The organism is Pantoea dispersa (assembly GCF_035783935.1).
GTDB lineage: Bacteria > Pseudomonadota > Gammaproteobacteria > Enterobacterales > Enterobacteriaceae > Pantoea > Pantoea dispersa_C.
The window spans coordinates 104,238-127,925 of the sequence record NZ_JALKOV010000003.1 but is presented as its reverse complement, the minus strand read 5'-3'; the positions used below and the strand labels follow the sequence as shown (position 1 = coordinate 127,925).

The window sequence follows — 23,688 nt, the reverse complement described above, 5'->3', positions numbered from 1 at the left end:
CTATGCAGGAAAATTTTAAACACACCACAGTGCTGCTGGATGAGGCGGTTAACGGCCTCAATATCAGGGAAGACGGCATTTATATTGACGGCACTTTTGGTCGCGGCGGTCACTCACGCCTGATCCTGTCGCAGCTGGGCGCGAACGGACAGTTACTGGCTATCGACCGCGATCCGCAAGCCATAGCCGCAGCCGCTGAGATAAAAGATCCGCGCTTCTCGATTGTACACGGGCCGTTTTCCGCGCTGGCTGAGTATGTTGAAGCGCGCGGGCTGACCGGCAAAATCGACGGCGTACTGCTGGACCTGGGCGTCTCTTCGCCTCAGCTGGACGACGCCGAGCGCGGTTTCTCGTTTATGCGCGACGGACCGCTGGACATGCGCATGGACCCGACGCGCGGTCAGTCAGCCGCCGAGTGGCTGCAGAGCGCCGAAGAAGCCGATATTGCGTTTGTGCTGAAGACCTACGGTGAAGAGCGCTTCGCGAAACGCATCGCCCGCGCCATCGTCGAGCGTAACCGGGAACAGCCGATGACGCGCACCAAAGAGCTGGCCGATCTGATTGCGGCGGCAACGCCGGTAAAAGACAAGTTTAAGCATCCGGCGACGCGCTGCTTCCAGGCGATACGTATCTGGATCAACAGTGAGCTGGAAGAGATCGATATCGCGCTGAAAGGAGCATTGAAGGTGCTGGCACCGGGCGGGCGTTTATCCATCATCAGCTTCCATTCACTGGAAGATCGGCTGGTGAAGCGCTTTATGCGCGACCAGAGCCGCGGACCGCAGGTGCCGGCCGGGATTCCGATGACCGAGAGCCAGCTGAAAGCGCTGGGCGGACGTGAACTGAAAACCCTCGGCAAGCTGATTCCTGGCGAGGCCGAAGTCAAAGACAACCCGCGCGCGCGCAGTTCGGTCCTGCGCATTGCTGAGAGAACCGCACCGTGATTGGCAATGAGCGTCACAGCCTGCCCGGCGTGATTGGCGGTGACCTGCTGCGTTTCGGCAAGATCCCGTTGCTGCTGCTGATCGCCGTGCTGGTGTCTTCGGTGCTGGTGGTGACCACCACGCATAAGACCCGTCTGCTGACGGCGCAGCGTGAACAGCTGGTGCTGGAGCGTGATGCGCTGGATATCGAATGGCGCAACCTGATTCTTGAAGAGAACGCGCTGGGCGATCACAGCCGGGTGGAACGGATAGCAACCGATAAGCTGCAGTTGCAGCATGTTGATCCTTCACAGGAAAATATTGTGGTGCAGAAATAAGGAATCGCAGACCTCAATGAGCGGCGCAGGCAAAACGCTGAAGTTAAGAAAACAGGAAGATAAGGCCAGCTTTGTAAGCTGGCGTTTTGCGTTGCTGTGCGGCTGTATTCTTCTGGCACTGGGCGGATTGCTGTCGCGCGTGGCGTGGCTGCAGGTGATCAGCCCGGATAAGCTGGTGAAAGAGGGCGATTTGCGTTCGCTGCGCGTGCAGGAAGTGCCTACCGCGCGCGGCATGATCAGCGATCGCGCCGGGCGTCCGCTGGCGGTGAGCGTGCCGGTTAACGCGATCTGGGCCGATCCCAAAGAGCTGACCGAGCATGGCGGCGTTACCGTGGATAGCCGCTGGAAAGCCCTGTCGGATGCGCTGTCGATCCCGCTGGATCAGCTGGCGGCACGCGTCAACGCGAATCCAAAAGGGCGCTTTATCTATCTGGCGCGTCAGGTCAATCCGGCCATTGGCGAATACGTGAAAAAGCTCAAGCTGCCGGGTATTTATCTGCGCCAGGAGTCGCGCCGCTACTATCCGGCCGGCCAGGTCACGGCGCACCTGATTGGTTTCACTAACATCGATGGCCAGGGCATTGAAGGCATCGAGAAGAGCTTTGATAAATGGCTGACCGGCGAGCCGGGCGAACGTACCGTGCGCAAAGACCGCTACGGTCGGGTGATTGAGGATATCTCCTCGGTCGACAGCCGCGCCGCGCACAACCTGACGCTGAGCATCGACGAACGTCTGCAGGCGCTGGTGTACCGCGAACTGAACAATGCCGTTGCCTTCAACAAAGCCGAATCGGGCACTGCGGTGCTGGTGGACGTGAACACCGGCGAAGTGCTGGCGATGGCTAACAGCCCGGCTTATAACCCGAATAATCTCAGCAACACGCCGAAAGATGTGATGCGTAACCGTGCCATTACCGACATCTTCGAGCCGGGTTCCACCGTCAAGCCGATGGTGGTGATGACCGCGCTGCAGCGCGGCGTGGTGAAAGAGAACAGCGTCCTGAACACCGTGCCGTATCGCGTTAATGGTCATGAGATCAAAGACGTGGCGCGCTACAACGAATTGACCCTCACCGGGGTTCTGCAGAAGTCGAGTAACGTCGGGGTTTCGCGCCTCGCGTTAGCGATGCCCTCCTCAGCGCTGGTAGAAACTTACGCGCGCTTTGGTCTGGGTAAACCGACCAATTTGGGGCTGGTCGGGGAAAGTAGTGGCTTATACCCTCAAAAACAACGGTGGTCTGACATAGAGAGGGCCACCTTCTCTTTCGGCTACGGGCTAATGGTAACGCCGTTACAGTTAGCGCGAGTCTACGCAACCATTGGCAGCTATGGCATCAATCGCCCGCTGTCGATTACCAAAGTTGACCCGCCAGTGGCGGGCGAGCGCGTTTTCCCGGAAGACCTGGTGAAAACCGTGATGCACATGATGGAGAGCGTGGCGCTGCCGGGTGGCGGTGGTGTTAAAGCCGCCATCAAGGGCTATCGCATCGCGATCAAAACCGGTACCGCGAAAAAAGTCGGACCGGACGGACGCTACGTCAATAAATACATTGCTTACACCGCGGGCGTTGCGCCCGCCAGTCGTCCGCGTTTTGCACTGGTGGTGGTGATCAATGATCCCCAGGCCGGTAAATATTATGGTGGTGCGGTTTCTGCACCGGTGTTTGGCGCCATCATGGGCGGTGTCCTGCGCACCATGAACATTGAACCGGATGCGCTGCCAACAGTGGATAAAAACGAGTTGGTGAAGAATAAGAGAAGTGAGGAATCAAGTGACAGATCGTAACCTGCGCGACTTGCTGGCCCCGTGGGTGCCTGGCGCGCCGGCGCGTCCACTCCGTGACATGACACTGGACAGCCGCGCTGCGGCTGCTGGCGATCTGTTTATCGCCGTGGCGGGCCATCATGCTGATGGACGTCGTTTTATTCCACAGGCCATCGCCCAGGGCGTGGCGGCGGTGATTGCCGAGGCTGAAGGCGAAGCCAGCGATGGTGATATCCGCGAGATGCACGGCGTCCCGGTCATCTACCTGGCGCAGCTGCCGCAGCGCCTCTCCGCGCTGGCCGGGCGCTTCTACCAGCAGCCGGCTGACAAACTGAAGCTGATTGGCGTGACCGGCACCAACGGCAAAACCACCACCACGCAGCTGATTGCGCAGTGGGCCAACCTGCTGGGCGAAACTGGCGCGGTGATGGGCACGGTGGGCAATGGCCTGTACGGTCAGCTGGTACCGAGTGAAAACACCACCGGTTCGGCGGTAGATGTTCAGCATATTCTGCACGATCTGGTCGGGCAGGGCGCCACCGTGGCCGCCATGGAAGTCTCCTCGCACGGTCTGGTGCAGCATCGCGTGGCCGCGCTGCCGTTTGCCGCCGCGGTGTTTACCAATCTGAGCCGCGATCACCTTGATTATCACGGTGACATGCAGGGCTACGAATCGGCCAAATGGCTGCTGTTCTCTGAGCATCAGGTGGGCGAGGCCATCATCAACGCTGACGATGAAGTCGGCCGCCGCTGGCTGGAAAAATTACCGGATGCCGTGGCCGTCACGCTGGGCAACAATCTGCAGCCCGGCTGTCGTGGCCGCTGGCTGCAGGCGACAGCGATCGATTATCACGACGGCGGCGCACACGTGCAGTTCAGTTCAAGCTGGGGCAACGGCGAGTTTGATAGCCGCCTGATGGGGGCCTTCAACGTCAGCAACCTGCTGCTGGCGCTGGCGACGCTGCTGACGCTGGATTATCCGCTCGACACGCTGGTGGCCAGTGCCAGCCAGCTGCAGCCGGTATGCGGTCGTATGGAAGTGTTCACCGCGCCCCAAAAGCCGACGGTGGTGGTCGATTACGCGCATACGCCTGACGCGCTGGAAAAAGCGCTGGAAGCGGCCCGGCTGCACTGCAAGGGCCAGCTATGGTGCGTATTTGGTTGCGGTGGCGATCGTGACAAAGGCAAACGTCCGCTGATGGGTGCGATTGCCGAACAGTTCGCCGACATCGTGGTGATCACCGATGACAATCCGCGGAGCGAAGAGCCGACGGCGATTGTTAACGACATTCTCACCGGCCTGCTCGATCCGGGCCGGGCTCGCGTCATTGCAGGTCGAGCGCAGGCGGTCACCCATGCGGTGATGCAGGCCAGCGCCGATGACATCGTGCTGGTGGCCGGTAAAGGCCACGAAGATTATCAAATCATCGGTAACCGCCGTCTCGACTACTCCGACCGCGACACCGTCGCCCGTTTGCTGGGGGTAATGGCATGATTCCGATTACGCTGCATACCCTGGCAGAGATCAGCGGCGGCCAGCTGCACGGCAGCGATCTCACTATCGCGGATGTCACCACCGATACCCGCAACGTCACCGCCGGCAGCCTGTTTGTCGCGCTGGTGGGCGAACGTTTTGACGCACACGATTTTGTCGCCGACGCCATCGCCAGCGGTGCCCAGGCGCTGCTGGTTAACCGTGTTTTAGCGGTCGACGTGCCGCAGGTGGTGGTCGCCGATACGCGAATTGCTTTTGGTCAGCTTGGCGCCTGGGTACGTCAGCAGGCGAAAGCGCGCGTGGTCGGGCTGACCGGCTCCTCCGGTAAAACCTCGGTGAAAGAGATGACCGCGGCGATTCTGCGCCAGTGCGGTGAAACGCTGTATACCGCCGGTAATCTCAACAACGATTACGGCGTGCCGATGACGCTGCTGCGCCTGACGCCACAACACGCGTATGCCGTGATTGAAATGGGCGCGAATCATCAGGGTGAAATTGCTTACACCACCAATCTGGTGCGTCCGGAAACCGCGCTGGTCAACAACCTGGCGGCAGCGCATCTGGAAGGCTTCGGTTCGCTGGCGGGCGTGGCGAAAGCCAAAGGCGAAATCTTTGGCGGCTTACCGGTGCACGGCACCGCCATCATCAACGCTGACAGCAATGATTTGCCCAACTGGCAGCCGCAGTTTGCTGATAAAACCCTGTGGCGCTTTTCGCCGCAGCCGATGGCAGACGCCGAGTTCCGCGCCAGCGATATCGTGCTGCGCGCTGACGCCACGCTGTTTACCCTGCACACGCCGCGCGGCGACATCGCCATCGAGCTGCCGCTGCCGGGCCGGCACAATATCGCTAATGCGCTGGCCGCTGCCGCGCTGGCACTGTCGGTAGACGCGCCGTTAACCGCCATCCAGTCTGGCCTTAAAACTTTGCAGCCCGTTCCTGGGCGTCTGTTCCCGATTCGCCTTGCTGATAATCAGCTGCTGCTGGACGACAGCTACAACGCCAACGTCGGTTCGATGACCGCCGCTGCGCAGGTGCTGGGCGATATGCCGGGCTACCGCGTTATGGTGGTGGGTGACATGGGTGAGCTGGGCGACGAAGCCGAAGCCTGTCATCGTCAGGTGGGCGAAGCGGCGAAAGTCGCCGGTATTGATTGTGTGCTGAGCACCGGCAGGCTCAGTCATTTTATTAGTGAAAGCAGCGGCAAAGGCGAACATTTCGCCAGTAAAGCCGAACTGACTGAACGTTTACGCACGCTGCTGTCCCAACATCCGGACATCACTATTTTGGTTAAAGGTTCACGTAGTGCCGCCATGGAGCAGGTAGTACAGAGCTTACAGGAGAAAGGAACATGCTAGTCTGGCTGGCCGAACATCTGGTCGCATTTTATTCCGGCTTTAACGTCTTTTCCTATCTGACGTTTCGCGCCATTGTCAGCCTGCTGACCGCCCTGTTCATCTCTTTATGGATGGGCCCGCGCCTGATCGCCTGGCTGCAGAAACTGCAGATTGGTCAGGTGGTACGTAACGATGGTCCGGAGTCGCACTTCAGCAAGCGCGGCACGCCGACCATGGGCGGCATTATGATTCTGACCTCCATCACGGTTTCAGTGCTGATGTGGGCTTATCCGTCTAATCCTTACGTCTGGTGCGTGCTGGTGGTGCTGGTTGGCTTCGGAGTGATTGGCTTCGTTGATGACTACCGCAAAGTGGTGCGTAAAGACACTAAGGGGCTGATTGCGCGCTGGAAATATTTCTGGATGTCGGTGATTTCGCTCGGTGTGGCATTCGCGCTGTTCATTGCCGGCAAAGACACGCCTGCGACGCAGCTGGTGGTGCCGTTCTTCAAAGATATCATGCCGCAGCTCGGCCTGTTCTACGTGGTGCTGGCCTACTTTGTGATTGTCGGTACCGGGAATGCGGTCAATCTGACTGACGGTCTGGATGGCCTGGCCATTATGCCAACGGTGTTTGTGGCGGCCGGTTTTGCGCTGGTGGCCTGGGCGACCGGTAACGTGAAATTCGCTGAGTATCTGCACATCCCGTATCTGCGCCACGCCGGTGAGCTGGTGATTGTCTGTACCGCGATTGTCGGGGCCGGTTTGGGCTTCCTGTGGTTCAACACCTATCCGGCGCAGGTCTTCATGGGCGACGTGGGTTCGCTGGCGCTGGGCGGCGCGCTCGGTACGCTGGCGGTGCTGCTGCGTCAGGAGTTTTTGCTGGTGATCATGGGCGGCGTATTTGTGGTTGAGACGCTGTCGGTGATCCTGCAGGTGGGTTCGTTCAAGCTGCGCGGTCAGCGTATTTTCCGCATGGCACCGATTCACCACCACTATGAACTGAAAGGCTGGCCGGAGCCGCGTGTGATCGTGCGCTTCTGGATTATTTCGCTGATGCTGGTGCTGATTGGCCTGGCAACGCTCAAGGTACGTTAATCATGGCTGACTATCGGGGCAGAAAAGTCGTCATCATTGGATTAGGCATTACCGGCCTGTCCTGTGTTGATTTCTTCCTCGCGCAGGGCGTAACGCCCTGCGTGATGGATACCCGTGTGTCACCGCCGGGGCTGGACAAACTGCCAGAGCAGGTGGAGCGCCACGTTGGCGGTATCAACAGCGACTGGCTGCTGGCATCCGATTTGATCATCGCCAGCCCGGGCATCGCGCTGGCGCATCCGGCGCTGAGTGAAGCGGCCGACGCTGGCATTGAAATTGTCGGCGATATCGAACTGTTCTGCCGCGAAGCCCAGGCGCCGATTGTGGCGATCACCGGTTCCAATGGCAAAAGCACCGTCACCACGCTGGTGGGTGAAATGGCGCGCGCTGCAGGCTGGCAGGTGGGCGTGGGCGGCAATATCGGGCTGCCGGCGCTGACGCTGCTCAAGTCACCGGCGCAGCTGTATGTGCTGGAGCTGTCCAGTTTCCAGCTGGAAACCACCCACAGTTTGAAAGCGGCGGCGGCGACCATCCTCAACGTCACCGAAGATCACATGGATCGTTATCCGCTGGGGATGCAGCAGTATCGCGCCGCTAAATTACGCATTTATGAAAACGCGGATATCTGCGTGGTCAATGCCGACGATGGCATGACCATGCCAGTGCGCGGCGCCGATCGCCGCTGCGTCAGCTTTGGCATCGACGTTGGCGATTATCACCTCAATCAGCAGCAGGGCAGCACCTGGCTGCGGGTGAAGGGCGAGAAAGTCCTTAATACCGATGAGATGAAACTGGTCGGGCAGCACAACTACACCAATGCGCTGGCCGCGCTGGCGCTGGCCGATGCGGTGAATATCCCGCGCGCTTCCAGTCTGAAAGCGCTAACCACTTACAGCGGCCTGCCGCACCGCTTCCAGCTGGTGCATGAAGCGCATGGCGTGCGCTGGATTAATGACTCGAAAGCCACCAACGTGGGCAGCACCGAAGCCGCGCTTAACGGCCTGCGGGTGAACGGCACACTCTGGCTGCTGCTGGGTGGCGATGGCAAAGGGGCGGACTTCACGCCGCTGGCGCGCTATCTGCAGGGCGACAACGTGCGGCTGTTCTGCTTTGGCCGCGACGGCGACGCGCTGGCCGCGCTGCGTCCGGCAGTGGCGACGCGCACCGAAACACTGGAGCAGGCGATGACGCAGATTGCCGCGCAGGTACAGGCGGGCGACCTGGTGCTGCTGTCACCGGCGTGCGCCAGTCTTGACCAGTTCCGTAATTTTGAACAGCGCGGCGATCGCTTCGCGCAACTGGCGAAGGAGCTGAGCTGATGCGTATTCCCGGAGCCAGTATCGCCAGTTTTATTTCGCTGCGCCTGCGTGATTGGGTGATGGGCGCGCGCGACAACGACGACGCGCCGGTGGTGCTGTATGACCGCACGCTGCTGTGGCTGACGTTTGGCCTGGCGATTATCGGTTTTGTCATGGTCACCTCGGCGTCGATGCCGGTTGGACAGCGTCTTAATGACGATCCGTTCTATTTCGCCAAGCGTGATGCTTTCTATATTTTGCTGGCGCTGGGCATGGCATTAGTGACGCTGCGCGTGCCGATGGATTTCTGGCAGCGCTACAGCAACGCCATGCTGATGGCTTCGGTGGCGATGCTGCTGATCGTGTTGGTGGTCGGCAGCTCGGTTAACGGTGCATCGCGCTGGATCGCGCTCGGGCCGCTGCGTATTCAGCCGGCTGAATTGTCCAAACTGTCGCTGTTCTGCTATCTCGCCAGCTATCTGGTGCGCAAAGTGGAAGAGGTGCGTAACAACTTCTGGGGCTTCTGTAAGCCAATGGGCGTGATGGTGGTGCTGGCGGTACTGCTGCTGGCCCAGCCGGATCTCGGTACCGTGGTGGTGCTGTTTGTCACCACGCTGGCAATGCTGTTCCTCGCGGGCGCGAAACTGTGGCAGTTCCTGGCGATTATCGGCTCCGGCATTTTTGCCGTGGTGCTGCTGATCATCGCGGAACCTTACCGTATGCGCCGCGTCACCTCTTTCTGGAACCCGTGGGAAGATCCGTTCGGCAGCGGCTACCAGCTGACCCAGTCGCTGATGGCGTTTGGTCGCGGCGAATTCTGGGGCCAGGGCTTAGGCAACTCGGTGCAGAAACTGGAGTATCTGCCGGAAGCGCATACCGACTTTATCTTCTCAATTATCGGTGAGGAGTTGGGTTATGTCGGTGTGGTTTTGGCGCTGTTGATGGTATTCTTCGTCGCTTTTCGCGCAATGTCGATTGGTCGTCGCGCGCTGGAGATCGACCAGCGTTTTTCCGGCTTCCTCGCCTGTTCCATTGGCGTGTGGTTTAGCTTCCAGGCGCTGGTTAACGTTGGCGCAGCGGCGGGTATGCTGCCGACCAAGGGCCTGACGCTGCCGCTGATCAGTTACGGTGGTTCGAGTCTGATCATTATGTCGACCGCCATCGTCTTTTTATTGCGCATAGATTATGAAACGCGTCTGGCAAAAGCCCAGGCGTTCACCCGAGGTGCCCGATGAGTGGTAAACGGCTGATGGTCATGGCGGGCGGTACCGGCGGACACGTATTCCCCGGACTGGCCGTGGCGCATCATCTGATCGAACAAGGCTGGCAGGTGCGCTGGCTGGGAACCGCAGACCGGATGGAAGCCGACCTGGTGCCTAAGCATGGCATCGACATCGACTTCATTCGCATCAGCGGACTGCGCGGTAAAGGCGTAAAGGCCCTGCTGCTGGCACCGGTGCGCATTTTCAATGCGTGGCGCCAGGCGCGCCGCATCATGAAAAACTGGCAGCCGGATGTGGTGCTGGGCATGGGCGGTTATGTTTCCGGTCCGGGCGGCCTCGCGGCATGGAGCTGCGGCATTCCGGTGGTGCTGCATGAGCAGAACGGTATTGCCGGGCTGACCAACAAGTGGCTGGCAAAGATCGCCACCAAAGTGATGCAGGCGTTTCCCGGCGCGTTTCCTGATGCCGAGGTGGTGGGCAATCCGGTGCGCAATGATGTGCTGGCGCTGCCGCTGCCGGCGCAGCGTCTGGCGCACCGCAGCGGGCCGATTCGTGTGCTGGTGATTGGCGGCAGCCAGGGCGCGCGCATCCTGAATCAGGTTGTGCCGCAGGTCGCTGCCGAACTGGGTGACGCCATCACGCTGTGGCACCAGACCGGCAAAGGCGCACGCGAGACCGTGCAGCAGGCATATCAGGCCGCTGGCCAGCCGCAGCACAAGGTCACCGAGTTTATCGATGACATGGCGCAAGCCTATGCGTGGGCCGATGTGGTGGTGTGTCGCTCCGGCGCGCTGACCGTCAGTGAAGTGGCGGCAGCAGGTTTACCGGCGATTTTTGTGCCGTTCCAGCACAAAGATCGTCAGCAGTACTGGAATGCGCTGCCGCTGGAAAAAGCCGGCGCGGCCAGAATTTTTGAACAGCCGCAGTTTAGTGCTGCGGCCGTCGCAGACACGCTGCGCCACTGGGATCGCGCCACGCTGCTGGCGATGGCGGAAAAAGCCCGCCAGGTGGCGATTCCCGATGCGACCGATCGGGTGGCACAAGAGGTTGCGCGCGTCGCGAAGTAAGTTAACCGGTCAGTTTGACTGGCCCGCATCTGCGTATAGGTGCAAACGGGAAAACAGGTAACAGAGACAGATGAATACACAACAATTGGCAAAACTGCGTTCTATTGTGCCCGAGATGCGTCGCGTCCGGCACATCCACTTTGTCGGCATCGGCGGTGCCGGCATGGGCGGTATTGCCGAGGTGTTGGCGAACGAAGGCTATCATATTAGCGGCTCCGATCTGGCGCCCAATCCGGTTACGCAGCATCTGGCCTCGCTGGGCGCGACCATTTACTTCAACCACCGGCCGGAAAATGTCACCGACGCCAGCGTGGTGGTGGTTTCCACCGCCGTGGCGCAGGACAACCCGGAACTGGTGGCGGCGCGTGAGCAGCGTATTCCGGTGATTCGCCGGGCGGAGATGCTGGCTGAGCTGATGCGTTTCCGTCACGGCATCGCGATTGCCGGCACGCACGGTAAAACCACCACCACTGCGATGGTGACCAGTATTTATGCGGAAGGCGGCCTCGATCCGACGTTCGTTAACGGCGGTCTGGTTAAAGCGGCGGGCACGCATGCGCGCCTTGGCAGCAGCCGTTACCTGATTGCTGAAGCGGATGAAAGCGACGCGTCTTTCCTGCATCTGCAGCCGATGGTGGCGATTGTCACCAACATCGAAGCAGATCACATGGATACCTATCAGGGCGATTTTGAGAACCTGAAGCAGACGTTTATTAACTTCCTGCACAACCTGCCGTTCTACGGACGCGCGGTGATGTGCGTGGACGATGTGGTGATTCGCGATTTGATTCCGCGCGTAGGCCGTCAGGTCACAACCTATGGCTTCAGCGATGACGCGGATGTGCGGGTGGAAAACTATGAACAGCGCGGCGCGCAGGGCCACTTTACCCTGATTCGGCACGATAAGCCGGTGCTGCACGTGACGCTGAATGCGCCGGGTCGCCATAACGCGCTGAACGCCGCGGCAGCGGTGGCGGTGGCCAGCGAAGAGGGCATTGACGACAACGCGATTCTGGCGGCGCTGGAAAGCTTCCAGGGCACCGGTCGTCGTTTCGACGTGCTGGGCGAGTTCGACACTGCGGCGGTTAACGGCAAAGCGGGCAGCGCGATGCTGGTCGACGATTATGGTCATCATCCCACCGAAGTGGATGTCACCATTAAAGCGGCGCGCGCCGGCTGGCCGGAGAAAAAACTGGTCATGGTGTTCCAGCCGCATCGCTACACGCGAACCCGCGATCTGTTTGATGACTTCGCGAACGTGCTGTCGCAGGTGGATGTGCTGCTGATGCTGGATGTCTATCCGGCGGGCGAAGCACCCATTCCGGGCGCGGATAGCCGTTCGCTGTGTCGCGCCATTCGCCATCGCGGCAAGGTCGATCCGATTCTGGTCTCCGAGCACGAGGCATTGCCGGATGCGCTGGCACCGCTGCTGTCCGGCGACGATCTGGTGATTGTGCAGGGCGCTGGCAACATCGGCAAAATCGCCCGCAAGCTGGCTGAGATTCAGCTGCAGCCTGCTCTGAACACGGAGGCGCGCCATGGCTGAGAAAGTCGCGGTATTAATGGGCGGGACCTCCGCCGAGCGTGATGTGTCGCTGATGTCCGGCAGCGCGGTGCTGGCCGGACTGCGCGAGATGGGCATTGATGCGCACGGTGTCGATACCCGTGACGTGTCGGTGCTGGATCTGAAGCAACAGGGCTTTGCCAAAGTGTTTATCGCCCTGCACGGTCGCGGCGGTGAAGATGGCACGTTGCAGGCGCTGCTGGAATTTTTACAGCTGCCCTATACCGGCAGCGGCGTGATGGCGTCGGCCATCACCATGGATAAACTGCGCAGCAAACTGCTGTGGCAGGGCAGGGGACTGCCGTCGGGCAAATTTGTCTGGCTGACGCGCCAGCAGTATGAGCAGGGCCTGGATGCATCGGCCCAGGCCGCTATCGCTGCGCTTGGCCTGCCACTGTTTGTGAAACCCAGCTGCGAAGGATCGAGCGTTGGCATCAGCCGCGTGAACCAGGCGGAGGCGCTGCCGGCCGCGCTGCAGGAGGCGTTTCGCCATGATGATGACGTGCTGGTGGAAGCGTTTCTCAGCGGCGCCGAGTACACGGTGGGCATCGTTGGCGATGAAATTCTGCCTTCCATCAGAATTCAGACCGCCAGCGAGTTCTATGACTATGAAGCAAAATACATTTCTGACGATACTCAATACTTCTGCCCGAGCGGGTTGAGTGCAGAGAAAGAGGCAGAGCTGCAGGCGCTGGTGCTGGCTGCGTGGCGCGCGTTAGGCTGCAGCGGCTGGGGACGGGTTGATGTAATGGCTGATGGCGACGGTAACTTCCAGCTGCTGGAAGTGAACACCTCGCCAGGCATGACCAGCCACAGCCTGGTGCCGATGGCCGCGAAGCAGGCAGGATACAGCTTCCCGCAGCTGGTGGCGCGCATTCTGGAGCTGGCTGACTGATATGTCTCAGGCGGCACTGCGCGTTAGAAATCGCGAACCACAGGAGCGTGCGCGCTCCGGACGGAGCAACGGAGCACGGCTGTTTGGCATCGTGTTCCTGCTGCTGGTGATGGGCACCATGGTGGCTGGCGGCCTGGTGGTGCTGAAGTGGATGAATGATGCGTCGCGACTGCCGCTGTCGAAGCTGGTGGTGACGGGCGAAACCCACTACACCACGCACGATGATATTCGCCAGGCGATTTTATCGCTCGGCGCGCCGGGCACGTTCATGTCGCAGAATGTGGATATCATTCAGCAGCAGATTGAGCGTTTACCGTGGATTAAGCAGGTCAGCGTGCGCAAGCAGTGGCCTGACGAGCTGAAGATAAACCTGGTGGAGTTTGTCCCGGTGGCACGCTGGAATGACTCGCACATGGTGGACGCCGATGGCGTCTCCTTCAGCGTCCCGGCCAGCCACATCGGCAAGGAGACGTTGCCGATGCTGTATGGTCCGGAAGGCAGTGAAAAAGAGGTGCTGGCCGGCTATCACACCATGAGTGATGTGCTGCGGGCCAGTAAGTTTACCCTGAAGGTCGCGTCGATGACGGCGCGGCGCTCGTGGCAACTGGTGACCAGTGACGATGTGCGCATCGAACTGGGGCGCAGCGATACCATGAAGCGTCTGAACCGTTTTATTGAGCTCTACCCGGAGCTGCAGCAGCAGGGCCAGAGTCAGAACCAGCGCATCAGCTATGTTGATCTACGCTATGACTCCGGCGCCGCAGTAGGCTGGGCACCGGCACCGATTGAGCCACAGGACAGTAATCAGCAACAAAACCAGGCACAGGCTAAACCACAATGATCAAGGCAACGGACAGAAAACTGGTAGTAGGACTTGAAATCGGCACTGCGAAGGTCGCCGCCCTGGTTGGGGAAATTCTGCCCGATGGTATGGTCAACATTATTGGCGTCGGCAGCTGCCCGTCCCGCGGGATGGACAAAGGCGGCGTAAACGATCTGGAGTCGGTGGTGAAGTGCGTACAGCGCGCCATCGATCAGGCGGAATTGATGGCTGACTGCCAGATTTCGTCGGTATACCTTGCTTTATCGGGCAAACATATTAGTTGTCAGAACGAAATCGGGATGGTTCCGATTTCCGAAGAGGAAGTCACTCAGGATGATGTGGAAAACGTGGTGCACACGGCGAAATCCGTTCGCGTGCGTGACGAACATCGTATTCTGCATGTGATTCCACAGGAATACGCCATCGATTATCAGGAAGGCATCAAAAACCCGGTCGGCCTTTCCGGCGTGCGTATGCAGGCCAAGGTGCATCTCATCACCTGCCACAACGATATGGCAAAAAATATCGTCAAAGCAGTTGAACGTTGTGGCCTGAAAGTTGACCAACTGATTTTTGCCGGACTGGCAGCCAGTTTTTCGGTACTGACCGAAGATGAACGTGAGCTGGGAGTCTGTGTTGTTGACATCGGTGGCGGTACAATGGATATCGCGGTGTACACCGGCGGCGCGCTGCGTCATACCAAAGTGATCCCCTATGCCGGGAACGTGGTGACCAGCGATATCGCCTATGCATTTGGCACACCGCCAACCGACGCCGAAGCGATTAAAGTGCGTCACGGTTGTGCGCTGGGTTCGATTGTCGGCAAAGACGAAAACGTCGAAGTGCCGAGCGTGGGTGGACGTCCACCGCGCAGCCTGCAGCGCCAGACGCTGGCGGAAGTGATTGAGCCGCGTTACACCGAACTGCTGAATCTGGTGAACGACGAGATTCTGCAACTGCAGGAGCAACTGCGTCAGCAGGGCGTGAAGCACCATCTGGCAGCCGGTATTGTGCTGACCGGCGGTGCGGCGCAGATTGAAGGTCTGGCGGCCTGTGCGCAGCGGGTGTTCCACACCCAGGTGCGCATCGGTCAGCCGCTTAACATCACCGGCCTGACGGATTATGCGCAGGAGCCGTACTACTCGACGGCGGTTGGCCTGCTGCATTACGGCAAAGAGTCACACATGAACGGTGATGCAGAAACGGAAAAACGTGCTTCAGTGGGCAATTGGTTTAAACGCATCAACAGCTGGCTGAAGAAAGAGTTTTAATTTTTTGAAAAAGGAGATCATCAGGCAATGTTTATGATCTCCAGGCGACAGGCACATAACGGAGAGAAATCATGTTTGAACCTATGGAATTAACCAATGACGCGGTGATTAAAGTCATCGGCGTCGGCGGTGGCGGTGGCAACGCCGTAGAGCACATGGTACGCGAGCGTATCGAAGGTGTGGAATTCTTCGCTGTGAACACCGACGCGCAGGCGTTGCGTAAAACGGCGGTCGGCCAGACGATTCAGATCGGGACCAACATCACCAAAGGTCTCGGTGCGGGTGCTAACCCGGAAGTCGGTCGTACCTCGGCGGAAGAGGATCGCGAAGCACTGCGTTCTGCGCTGGAAGGGGCAGACATGGTGTTTATCGCCGCAGGCATGGGTGGCGGTACCGGTACCGGTGCAGCACCTGTAGTGGCTGAAGTGGCCAAAGATTTAGGTATCCTGACGGTTGCGGTGGTGACGAAGCCCTTCAACTTCGAAGGGAAAAAGCGCATGGCGTTTGCGGAACAGGGTATCGCTGAGCTGTCCAAGCATGTCGATTCACTGATCACCATTCCTAACGATAAGCTGCTGAAAGTGCTGGGCCGTGGTATCTCTCTGCTCGACGCGTTCGGTGCGGCTAACGACGTGCTGAAAGGCGCGGTACAGGGTATTGCTGAACTGATCACACGTCCGGGTCTGATGAACGTCGACTTCGCTGACGTGCGTACCGTGATGTCGGAGATGGGTTACGCGATGATGGGTTCTGGCGTTGCCTGCGGTGAAGATCGTGCTGAAGAAGCGGCCGAAATGGCGATCTCCAGCCCGCTGCTGGAAGACATCGACCTGTCGGGCGCGCGCGGCGTGCTGGTTAACATCACGGCGGGCTTCGACCTGCGCCTGGATGAGTTCGAAACCGTGGGTAACACCATCCGCGCCTTCGCCTCTGACAACGCGACCGTGGTGATCGGTACCTCGCTGGATCCAGAGATGAACGACGAGCTGCGCGTCACCGTGGTGGCAACCGGTATCGGCATGGATAAGCGTCCGGAAATCACTCTGGTGACTAACAAGCCAGCCACTCAGCCGGTGATGGATCATCGTTACCAGCAGCACGGCATGGCGCCGCTGCCGCAGGAGCAGAAACCGGCCGCGAAAGTGGTGAACGATCAGCCTGCGTCTTCCAGCAAAGAGCCTGACTATCTTGATATTCCCGCCTTCCTGCGTAAACAGGCAGACTAAGAATATCCTGAGAATTGGGATTCTCCGCTCTTTGTGCTAAAGTATTCGCCCGCCGGTAATTTATACTGGCGGTCGGATGGGTAATATTGCGAGATAATGCGATGATCAAACAAAGGACATTAAAACGTATTGTTCAGGCGACTGGCGTCGGTTTACATACCGGCAAAAAAGTCACGCTGACCTTACGCCCTGCGTCGGCTAATACCGGGGTCATCTATCGTCGCACTGACTTGAATCCACCGGTTGATTTCCCGGCTGATGCAAAATACGTGCGCGACACCATGCTGAGTACGTGCCTGGTGAATGATGAAGGCGTGCGTATTTCGACGGTTGAACACCTGAATGCTGCATTGGCGGGCCTGGGCATCGACAACATCATTGTTGAAGTTGATGCGCCAGAAATTCCGATTATGGATGGCAGTGCCGCGCCTTTTGTTTATTTGCTGATGGATGCCGGTGTCGAAGAGCTGAACAGTGCGAAGAAATTCGTGCGCGTGAAGCAAGCGGTACGGGTAGAAGATGGCGACAAGTGGGCCGAGATCAAACCGTATAATGGTTTTTCACTCGACTTCACCATCGACTTCAAACATCCGGCGATTGACTCAAGCTCGCAGCGTTACCAGCTCAATTTCTCGGCTGAATCCTTCGTGCGTCAGATTAGCCGTGCGCGCACCTTTGGCTTTATGCGTGAAATCGAATATCTGCAGTCTAAAGGCCTGTGCCTGGGCGGTAGTTTAGATTGTGCGATTGGCCTCGATGATTTCCGCGTGCTGAACGAAGATGGCCTGCGCTTTGAAGATGAGTTCGTGCGTCACAAAATGCTGGACGCCATCGGCGACCTGTTCATGTGTGGTCATAACGTGATTGGCGCATTCTCTGCGTTCAAATCCGGCCATGCGCTGAACAACAAGCTGCTGCAGGCGGTACTGGCTAAGCAGGAAGCCTGGGAATGGGCGACCTTCGAAGACGAAGCTGAACTGCCACTGGCCTTCAAAGCGCCAAATTTAGTGCTGGCCTAAGTCAGCCATCAAACGGCGGGCTTCCCTGACACCCTCTCCGGTCAGTGGAACCCGCCGTTTTTTATTGCCTGTCTCTGGCTCTGTAACCCCGCTCGCAAAACCCTGTCGTGACCGGCGAAACCCTGCGCAAAAAAACGTGAAATCCGCCGTAAGCCCTTTAATCCCTGATGTCGAAGCCCCACATAAGTGCTATTATCTGGCGCTCATGTAAGCAGGGTAGTTAATGCAACTCTGACTTAGCGCTTAATGACTGGCATGATGGACGAAAGGTGATCGGGATTTTCTCACGCTGGCGACAACTCGGCAGACGCTATTTCTGGCCTCATCTCCTGTTGGGAATGGTGGCGGCCAGTCTCGGCCTGCCTGCCTGTGCGCAAAGCGCAGAGCCGACCAGCAGCGATTCACCGGTCAGCAGCCTGTTTACCGGCAAGGTGGTGCGGTTCGATCACCTGATTCGCCTGCAGGAAAGTGCGCGCCGACCCAGTTTCAACGTTGATTACTGGCATCAGCACGCCATCCGCACCGTTATTCGTCATCTCTCCTTCAGCATGACGCCACCGGCAACCGCAGAAGCGGAACATGCTCTGCCGCTGGCGGCGCAAAAGCTGGCGCTGATTGACTCGCTGCAGGCGCTGCTCACTTCGCCCGCGCAACCTTTAGCCGCGATGGCCGCGCCGTCGCGCGCGCATCCTGTTCTGCCCAACGTTCACTCTTCTGCTGACTGGCAGGCTGCTATTCATGGCATCCGCGCCGGACCTTTCATTGCTCACAGCTAACGTTATTTTCCTTTTTCTGTTTTTTGCCTTTGCAGCCCGTATTGTCACGGCTGAATTGAGATAAATTTATTATGTTAATCAAATTGTTAACGAAAGTTTTTGGTAGCAGCAATGATCGTACACTGCGCCGTATGCGTAAAGTGGTCGATGTCATCAACAAGATGGAGCCGGAGTTCGTCAAACTGTCTGACGACGAACTGAAAGCGAAAACCGACCAGTTCCGCGAGCGCCTGAAAAAAGGCGAAACGCTGGAGAGCCTGATTCCTGAAGCCTTCGCCACCGTACGTGAAGCCAGTAAGCGTGTGTTTGGCATGCGCCACTTTGACGTCCAGCTGATCGGCGGCATGGTGCTTAACGAGCGCTGCATCGCGGAGATGCGTACCGGTGAAGGTAAAACCCTGACCGCAACGCTGCCGGCCTACCTGAATGCGCTGAGTGGCAAAGGCGTGCACGTTGTGACCGTCAACGACTACCTGGCGCAGCGTGACGCCGAAAACAACCGTCCGCTGTTTGAGTTCCTCGGTCTGACTGTGGGCATCAACCTGCCGGGCATGCCGGCGGTGGCTAAGCGCGCTGCCTATGCAGCCGATATCACCTACGGCACCAACAATGAATACGGCTTCGATTATCTGCGCGACAACATGGCCTTCAGCCCGGAAGAGCGCGTACAGCGTAAACTGCACTATGCGCTGGTGGATGAGGTGGACTCGATCCTGATCGATGAAGCGCGTACGCCGCTGATCATCTCCGGCCCGGCCGAAGACAGTTCCGATCTCTACATCAAGGTCAACAAAATCATCCCGCACCTGGTACGCCAGGAGAAAGAAGATTCAGACAACTTTCAGGGCGAAGGCGACTTCTGGGTAGATGAAAAAGCCCGTCAGGCGCACATGACCGAGCGCGGTCTGGTGAAAGTGGAAGAGCTGCTGGTCAGCCAGGGCATCATGGATGAGGGCGAGTCACTCTACTCGCCGACCAACATCATGCTGATGCACCACGTGACCGCAGCACTGCGCGCTCACGCGCTGTTCACCCGCGACGTTGACTACATCGTGAAGGACGGCGAGGTGATCATCGTTGATGAGCACACCGGCCGTACCATGCAGGGACGTCGCTGGTCTGATGGCCTGCACCAGGCGGTCGAAGCCAAAGAGGGCGTGGAGATCCAGAATGAGAACCAGACGCTGGCCTCCATCACCTTCCAGAACTACTTCCGTATCTACGAGAAGCTGGCCGGTATGACCGGTACCGCTGATACCGAAGCATTTGAATTCAGCTCCATCTACAAGCTCGATACCATCGTGGTGCCAACCAACCGTCCGATGGTGCGTAAAGATATGGCCGATCTGGTCTACATGACCGAGAAAGAGAAGATTGACGCCATTATCGAAGACATTCGTACCTGTACGGCTAACGGACAGCCGGTACTGGTGGGCACCATCTCGATCGAAAAATCTGAAGTGGTATCCCAGGAGCTGACGCGCGCCGGCATCAAGCACAGCGTGCTGAACGCCAAGTTCCACGCCAGCGAAGCGGATATCGTGGCGCAGGCCGGCCAGCCAGCCGCAGTGACCATCGCCACCAACATGGCCGGCCGTGGTACGGACATCATGCTCGGCGGCAGCTGGCAGGCGGAAGTGGCGGCGCTGGAAAACCCGACGGAAGAACAGGTTGAGGCCATCAAAGCGGCGTGGAAACTGCGCCATGATGCGGTGCTGGCGGCAGGAGGCCTGCACATCATCGGTACCGAGCGCCACGAATCACGCCGTATCGATAACCAGCTGCGCGGCCGTGCGGGTCGTCAGGGTGATGCCGGTTCCTCGCGCTTCTATTTGTCGATGGAAGATGCGCTGATGCGTATCTTCGCTTCCGATCGTGTTTCCAACATGATGCGTAAGCTGGGTATGAAGCCGGGTGAAGCGATTGAGCATCCGTGGGTGACCAAAGCGATTGCCAATGCGCAGCGCAAAGTGGAAAGCCGCAACTTCGATATCCGTAAACAGCTGCTGGAATATGATGACGTCGCCAACGATCAGCGTCGCGCCATTTACAGCCAGCGTAACGAACTGCTGGATGTGTCCGATGTCTCCGACACTATCAACAGCATTCGTGAAGATGTGTTCAAAGCCACCATCGACACCTACATTCCGCCGCAGTCGCTGGAAGAGATGTGGGACGTCCCGGGGCTGGAAGAGCGTCTGCGTAACGACTTCGACCTGGACCTGCCGATTGCCGAGTGGCTGGATAAAGAGCCGGATCTGCATGAAGAGACGCTGCGTGAGCGCATCATGAGCCGCGCCAGCGAAAATTACGCGGCGAAAGAAGAGGTGGTCGGCGCAGAAATGATGCGCAACTTCGAAAAAGGCGTGATGCTGCAAACGCTCGACTCGCTGTGGAAAGAGCATCTGGCGGCGATGGACTACCTGCGTCAGGGCATCCATCTGCGTGGCTATGCGCAGAAGGATCCGAAGCAGGAGTACAAGCGTGAATCTTTCGCCATGTTTGCCGCGATGCTGGAGTCGCTGAAATACGAAGTGATCAGCACCCTGAGCAAAGTGCAGGTGCGGATGCCGGAAGAAGTGGAAGCGATGGAGCAGCAGCGTCGCGAAGAAGCAGAGCGTCTCGCCCAGCAGCAGCAGCTTAGCCACGTTGATGACGACACCGCAGCGGCCGCTGCGCTGGCGGCTCAGGGCGGTGAGCGTAAAGTGGGGCGTAACGATCCGTGCCCATGCGGCTCAGGTAAAAAATACAAACAGTGTCACGGTCGTCTGGCCTGATAGCAAAAAGGAGCCCGCGGGCTCCTTTTTCTTTGGCTGATTAGCGGGTGATCGCCATCAGCTTCTCTTCATTGAGCCGTACGCCATGATACGGCAGCGTAACCAGGAGTCCGTCGGGCAGACCATAGCGTTTTAACAGGGCACGGCTTTGAAACAGCAACTGGTGATAGTTGTTATCGCTGATCCCCGGATAGCTCTCATTCCACACCGTGGCAATGATCTGCCGCTTAGAGGTGATGCGCAGTAGCAGGCAGGAGAAGAAGCGCTTTTGCGCTTCGTTAAGCGGGATGGTTTTCTGCTCTGGCCACCAGGTCAGGGTGTTCTGCGCGCTGTCGAGCGTTAAAATGTCGTGAAAAACCAAATGGCGTAAAGTATTCATTTGTTTCTGTGCGTCTTGCGCCAGAAACGTTGTTAGTTTGCGTTCCATGGGTAGTCGGCCTGGCTAGAGTAAAGTGGCTGCGAGTATTCCCAACATGGCGCGTTACGATCATTACGACCTGTCTTAATAACCGGAATCTGTGCAGCAGGATGCTGCGGAAGCCGCACAGCAGTTAACATCGTCCTGCGTCTGCTTTAAAATCAGCGCTCACTAACTACAAGCGGAATCCAGCTTATGAAACACCTGCAGGTTGCGGTGGGCATCATTCGCAATGCCAGTCGTCAGATCTTTCTTGCCCAGCGTGCGGCAAGCTCCCACATGGCCAACAAATGGGAGTTTCCGGGCGGAAAAATTGAACAGCACGAAAGCGCAGAACAGGCGTTAAAACGTGAGCTGATGGAAGAGACCGGTATTGACGTGATGACGGCGAAAGCGCTTGGTCAGGCCGACCACAGTTACGATGACCTGCGCGTGACGCTGCATTTCTTCCTGGTGGAAGAGTGGCAGGGCGAGCCGTGGGGACGGGAAGGACAGCCGCAGCGCTGGGTTGAACAGCGTGATTTGGTGGCTGAGGAGTTTCCGCCGGCTAACCACGCGCTGATTGCCCGCTTAGTGGCAGGCGAGATTTAATGGCAGGGGCCGGGCGCCCCTGTAGCGATTACGGCTGTTCTTCGCTCCAGTCGTCGCTGTCCGTCATGTCACCGCTGCTGGGAATACGTTTCTCTTCAGCGGCCCACTCACCCAAATCAATCAGCTGACAGCGTTTGGTGCAAAACGGGCGCCACGGACTCAGTTCATCCCACATCACAGCTTTGCCGCAGTTGGGACAGGTTACGGTAATCATTTCTTCCTGCATAACATCCTCTAACAACAGGCTAATTCAAAATTCAGTCGCGCCGGCACTTCGCCGCGTTCACTATCGAGCGGCAAAAAGCGGATGGCATAGCGGCTTTTATGACCGGAGACCTGCGGATAAAGCGCATCCTCCAGCGTCAGCTGCAGGCGCAGCAGATCGGAACCTTCGGCGTTATCCTGGTAAAAGCCGTTGAGGCTGGTCTGATGACGAAACACGCCCGACTGGCGAATCAGGTTGAGAATCATCGTCAGGCTGTTGCGCAGTGGATCGAGCGAGGCCAGCCAGCCATTTACCTGAGTATCGCGCAGCGCCTGTGGCTGATGCAGCCAGATGTGTAGACCCGGCAGGTCAAAGCTGCAGCAGCCGCCGGGAATGCTCAGACGCTGTCGCACCGCAGCAATCAGCCGATCTTCGCGCAGCTGCTGGCCCATGCGCGGCGCGGCCATCAGTTCGCTGGACTGCTGTTTGAGCTGATCGCGCAACTGGCTGACGGTTTGCTCATCGACGCCCGGTACATCCAGCCAGGCGCGCAGTTTTTGCTGCTGGCGCTCCAGCTCTTTCAACAGTTCGGTGCGCATGTCGCCGCGCTCAAAGATATCCAGCAGATCGCCAATGATGCGAAATACGCCTAATGCGGCAACTGAGCTGTTGACCGGCAGCGTTTCGTGCAGCTGGTTAATCAGAAATTCTACGCGCAGCCAGGTGCGCATCTTCTCATTCAGGGGGTGTTCAAACAGAACCACTGTGCTCATGATATTAATCCCGTCCGGTTGCTGCCAGGCGTAAATAGCGCTGGTGAAGTTCAGCAACGCGCGGCAAAGCCTGTTCCGGCGTGCCGCTGTTATCTATGATGTCATCCGCGCAGGCTAAGCGCTGCTGGCGGCTGGCCTGCGCGGCAAGGATACGTTGTGCCTGGCTGAGAGAGATGCCATCGCGCTGGCGGGTGCGCTGCAGCTGCGTGGCCTCATCGACATCCACCACTAACACCCGATCGGCCTGATGCTGCAGACCGTTTTCCACCAGCAGCGGTACCACCCACATGACGTAAGGCGAGGCCGCCTGCGCCTTCAGCTGCTGGGTACGGGCGTTAATCAGCGGATGCAGCAGCTGATTGAGCCAGTTCTTCTCTTGCGGCTGCTGGAAAATAATTTCCCGCAAACGTGCGCGATATAGCGTGCCTTCCGCCGTCAGGATTGCTTCCCCATGACGTTTTACAATGGCGTTGAGCGCAGGCGTGCCCGGTTCAACCACCTCGCGGGCAATCACATCGGCGTCAATGATGTCGACGTTCAGCGCGGCAAAAGCGTTAGCAATGGTGCTTTTACCACTGCCAATGCCACCGGTCAGTGCAACGGTAAAAGGCATCGCGTTCTCTCAACATTCCTCTCACCCGCCGCAGCGTGATGAGAGCCCGATCACAATCGGTTTTCTCAGCTAAATTTAACGGATTGTAGCTTAAATAAAGTGAAATTCGCAGTCTTGTCGCGGAACGAATGGCGCGTATGATAACGACACTGGAGCCGTGAGCGCTACCCGAACTGCGGTTCGTCGTCACTAAC

22 protein-coding genes are annotated in these 23,688 nt (G+C 58.4%); 18 read left to right on the top strand and 4 right to left on the bottom strand.

Annotated elements, in window-relative coordinates:
- Positions 1-2 precede the first annotated feature (2 nt).
- The 17 genes from rsmH to secA all read left to right on the top strand — a co-directional run bounded on the left by rsmH (position 3) and on the right by secA (position 20,894).
- On the top strand, positions 3-944 hold the full coding sequence (gene rsmH, locus MXF20_RS07755) for a 16S rRNA (cytosine(1402)-N(4))-methyltransferase RsmH (RefSeq protein WP_325968623.1): 942 nt from the start codon (positions 3-5) through the stop codon (positions 942-944).
- Complete coding sequence (gene ftsL / locus MXF20_RS07750) at positions 941-1,261, top strand: cell division protein FtsL (RefSeq protein ID WP_021507567.1); 321 nt, start codon at positions 941-943, stop codon at positions 1,259-1,261. Before rsmH ends, ftsL begins: the two co-directional genes overlap by 4 nt.
- A 16-nt stretch (positions 1,262-1,277) precedes the next feature.
- Positions 1,278-3,047: a peptidoglycan glycosyltransferase FtsI gene (locus MXF20_RS07745; protein WP_021507566.1), complete on the top strand. Its 1,770-nt coding sequence runs from the start codon at positions 1,278-1,280 to the stop codon at positions 3,045-3,047.
- Positions 3,034-4,521 (top strand): UDP-N-acetylmuramoyl-L-alanyl-D-glutamate--2,6-diaminopimelate ligase, encoded by a 1,488-nt coding sequence (gene murE, locus MXF20_RS07740; protein WP_325968621.1) that lies wholly within the window; start codon positions 3,034-3,036, stop codon positions 4,519-4,521. Before MXF20_RS07745 ends, murE begins: the two co-directional genes overlap by 14 nt.
- On the top strand, positions 4,518-5,879 hold the full coding sequence (murF, locus tag MXF20_RS07735; protein ID WP_325968620.1) for a UDP-N-acetylmuramoyl-tripeptide--D-alanyl-D-alanine ligase: 1,362 nt from the start codon (positions 4,518-4,520) through the stop codon (positions 5,877-5,879). Before murE ends, murF begins: the two co-directional genes overlap by 4 nt.
- Positions 5,873-6,955: a phospho-N-acetylmuramoyl-pentapeptide-transferase gene (gene mraY / locus MXF20_RS07730; RefSeq protein ID WP_325968618.1), complete on the top strand. Its 1,083-nt coding sequence runs from the start codon at positions 5,873-5,875 to the stop codon at positions 6,953-6,955. The genes murF and mraY overlap by 7 nt, the downstream gene beginning before the upstream one ends.
- 2 nt (positions 6,956-6,957) lie before the next feature.
- Complete coding sequence (gene murD / locus MXF20_RS07725; RefSeq protein WP_325968617.1) at positions 6,958-8,274, top strand: UDP-N-acetylmuramoyl-L-alanine--D-glutamate ligase; 1,317 nt, start codon at positions 6,958-6,960, stop codon at positions 8,272-8,274.
- Positions 8,274-9,488, top strand: a complete 1,215-nt coding sequence (ftsW, locus tag MXF20_RS07720) for a cell division protein FtsW (RefSeq protein WP_325968616.1) — start codon at positions 8,274-8,276, stop codon at positions 9,486-9,488. The genes murD and ftsW overlap by 1 nt, the downstream gene beginning before the upstream one ends.
- Positions 9,485-10,543: an undecaprenyldiphospho-muramoylpentapeptide beta-N-acetylglucosaminyltransferase gene (murG, locus tag MXF20_RS07715; protein ID WP_325968615.1), complete on the top strand. Its 1,059-nt coding sequence runs from the start codon at positions 9,485-9,487 to the stop codon at positions 10,541-10,543. The genes ftsW and murG overlap by 4 nt, the downstream gene beginning before the upstream one ends.
- A 70-nt stretch (positions 10,544-10,613) precedes the next feature.
- Complete coding sequence (gene murC, locus MXF20_RS07710; RefSeq protein ID WP_325968614.1) at positions 10,614-12,089, top strand: UDP-N-acetylmuramate--L-alanine ligase; 1,476 nt, start codon at positions 10,614-10,616, stop codon at positions 12,087-12,089.
- Positions 12,082-13,002 (top strand): D-alanine--D-alanine ligase, encoded by a 921-nt coding sequence (locus MXF20_RS07705; RefSeq protein ID WP_325968613.1) that lies wholly within the window; start codon positions 12,082-12,084, stop codon positions 13,000-13,002. The genes murC and MXF20_RS07705 overlap by 8 nt, the downstream gene beginning before the upstream one ends.
- Position 13,003: 1 nt before the next feature.
- Complete coding sequence (gene ftsQ, locus MXF20_RS07700) at positions 13,004-13,843, top strand: cell division protein FtsQ (protein WP_058774824.1); 840 nt, start codon at positions 13,004-13,006, stop codon at positions 13,841-13,843.
- Positions 13,840-15,096, top strand: a complete 1,257-nt coding sequence (gene ftsA / locus MXF20_RS07695) for a cell division protein FtsA (RefSeq protein ID WP_325968612.1) — start codon at positions 13,840-13,842, stop codon at positions 15,094-15,096. The genes ftsQ and ftsA overlap by 4 nt, the downstream gene beginning before the upstream one ends.
- 71 nt (positions 15,097-15,167) lie before the next feature.
- Entirely contained in the window at positions 15,168-16,322 is a 1,155-nt protein-coding gene (ftsZ, locus tag MXF20_RS07690) for a cell division protein FtsZ (protein ID WP_021507556.1), read from the top strand.
- A gap of 101 nt (positions 16,323-16,423) precedes the next feature.
- Positions 16,424-17,341, top strand: a complete 918-nt coding sequence (lpxC, locus tag MXF20_RS07685) for a UDP-3-O-acyl-N-acetylglucosamine deacetylase (RefSeq protein ID WP_127833677.1) — start codon at positions 16,424-16,426, stop codon at positions 17,339-17,341.
- Between the two features lie 269 nt (positions 17,342-17,610).
- Complete coding sequence (gene secM, locus MXF20_RS07680) at positions 17,611-18,117, top strand: secA translation cis-regulator SecM (protein WP_325968611.1); 507 nt, start codon at positions 17,611-17,613, stop codon at positions 18,115-18,117.
- A 71-nt stretch (positions 18,118-18,188) separates the two neighbouring features.
- Positions 18,189-20,894: a preprotein translocase subunit SecA gene (secA, locus tag MXF20_RS07675; RefSeq protein ID WP_325968609.1), complete on the top strand. Its 2,706-nt coding sequence runs from the start codon at positions 18,189-18,191 to the stop codon at positions 20,892-20,894.
- A 40-nt stretch (positions 20,895-20,934) separates the two neighbouring features.
- On the opposite strand, the gene MXF20_RS07670 is transcribed toward secA, so the two are convergent.
- Positions 20,935-21,273: a winged helix-turn-helix domain-containing protein gene (locus MXF20_RS07670; protein WP_227746431.1), complete on the bottom strand. Its 339-nt coding sequence runs from the start codon at positions 21,271-21,273 to the stop codon at positions 20,935-20,937.
- Between the two features lie 234 nt (positions 21,274-21,507).
- Between MXF20_RS07670 and mutT the strand changes: the two genes are divergently transcribed.
- Positions 21,508-21,903 carry an 8-oxo-dGTP diphosphatase MutT gene (gene mutT / locus MXF20_RS07665; protein WP_325968607.1) on the top strand — a complete coding sequence of 132 codons (396 nt, stop codon included), beginning with the start codon at positions 21,508-21,510 and terminating at the stop codon, positions 21,901-21,903.
- A 28-nt stretch (positions 21,904-21,931) separates the two neighbouring features.
- Here the strand turns inward: mutT and yacG are convergent, their stop codons facing one another.
- From yacG to coaE, 3 genes are read right to left on the bottom strand one after another with little or no spacing between them, the layout of a single operon-like run.
- Complete coding sequence (gene yacG / locus MXF20_RS07660) at positions 21,932-22,129, bottom strand: DNA gyrase inhibitor YacG (protein ID WP_325968604.1); 198 nt, start codon at positions 22,127-22,129, stop codon at positions 21,932-21,934.
- An 8-nt stretch (positions 22,130-22,137) separates the two neighbouring features.
- Complete coding sequence (zapD, locus tag MXF20_RS07655) at positions 22,138-22,881, bottom strand: cell division protein ZapD (protein ID WP_325968603.1); 744 nt, start codon at positions 22,879-22,881, stop codon at positions 22,138-22,140.
- 4 nt (positions 22,882-22,885) lie between these two features.
- Complete coding sequence (gene coaE / locus MXF20_RS07650) at positions 22,886-23,494, bottom strand: dephospho-CoA kinase (protein ID WP_325968602.1); 609 nt, start codon at positions 23,492-23,494, stop codon at positions 22,886-22,888.
- Positions 23,495-23,688 lie beyond the last annotated feature (194 nt).

Bases quoted from the DNA above. Each gene is read 5' to 3' on its own strand.
- rsmH (WP_325968623.1), top strand. From the start codon at position 3: ATGCAGGAAAATTTTAAACACACCACAGTGCTGCTGGATGAGGCGGTT.
- MXF20_RS07745 (WP_021507566.1), top strand. From the start codon at position 1,278: ATGAGCGGCGCAGGCAAAACGCTGAAGTTAAGAAAACAGGAAGATAAG.
- murF (WP_325968620.1), top strand. From the start codon at position 4,518: ATGATTCCGATTACGCTGCATACCCTGGCAGAGATCAGCGGCGGCCAG.
- mraY (WP_325968618.1), top strand. From the start codon at position 5,873: ATGCTAGTCTGGCTGGCCGAACATCTGGTCGCATTTTATTCCGGCTTT.
- murD (WP_325968617.1), top strand. From the start codon at position 6,958: ATGGCTGACTATCGGGGCAGAAAAGTCGTCATCATTGGATTAGGCATT.
- ftsW (WP_325968616.1), top strand. From the start codon at position 8,274: ATGCGTATTCCCGGAGCCAGTATCGCCAGTTTTATTTCGCTGCGCCTG.
- murG (WP_325968615.1), top strand. From the start codon at position 9,485: ATGAGTGGTAAACGGCTGATGGTCATGGCGGGCGGTACCGGCGGACAC.
- murC (WP_325968614.1), top strand. From the start codon at position 10,614: ATGAATACACAACAATTGGCAAAACTGCGTTCTATTGTGCCCGAGATG.
- MXF20_RS07705 (WP_325968613.1), top strand. From the start codon at position 12,082: ATGGCTGAGAAAGTCGCGGTATTAATGGGCGGGACCTCCGCCGAGCGT.
- ftsQ (WP_058774824.1), top strand. From the start codon at position 13,004: ATGTCTCAGGCGGCACTGCGCGTTAGAAATCGCGAACCACAGGAGCGT.
- ftsA (WP_325968612.1), top strand. From the start codon at position 13,840: ATGATCAAGGCAACGGACAGAAAACTGGTAGTAGGACTTGAAATCGGC.
- ftsZ (WP_021507556.1), top strand. From the start codon at position 15,168: ATGTTTGAACCTATGGAATTAACCAATGACGCGGTGATTAAAGTCATC.
- lpxC (WP_127833677.1), top strand. From the start codon at position 16,424: ATGATCAAACAAAGGACATTAAAACGTATTGTTCAGGCGACTGGCGTC.
- secA (WP_325968609.1), top strand. From the start codon at position 18,189: ATGTTAATCAAATTGTTAACGAAAGTTTTTGGTAGCAGCAATGATCGT.
- MXF20_RS07670 (WP_227746431.1), bottom strand. From the start codon at position 21,273: ATGAATACTTTACGCCATTTGGTTTTTCACGACATTTTAACGCTCGAC.
- mutT (WP_325968607.1), top strand. From the start codon at position 21,508: ATGAAACACCTGCAGGTTGCGGTGGGCATCATTCGCAATGCCAGTCGT.
- yacG (WP_325968604.1), bottom strand. From the start codon at position 22,129: ATGCAGGAAGAAATGATTACCGTAACCTGTCCCAACTGCGGCAAAGCT.
- zapD (WP_325968603.1), bottom strand. From the start codon at position 22,881: ATGAGCACAGTGGTTCTGTTTGAACACCCCCTGAATGAGAAGATGCGC.
- coaE (WP_325968602.1), bottom strand. From the start codon at position 23,494: ATGCCTTTTACCGTTGCACTGACCGGTGGCATTGGCAGTGGTAAAAGC.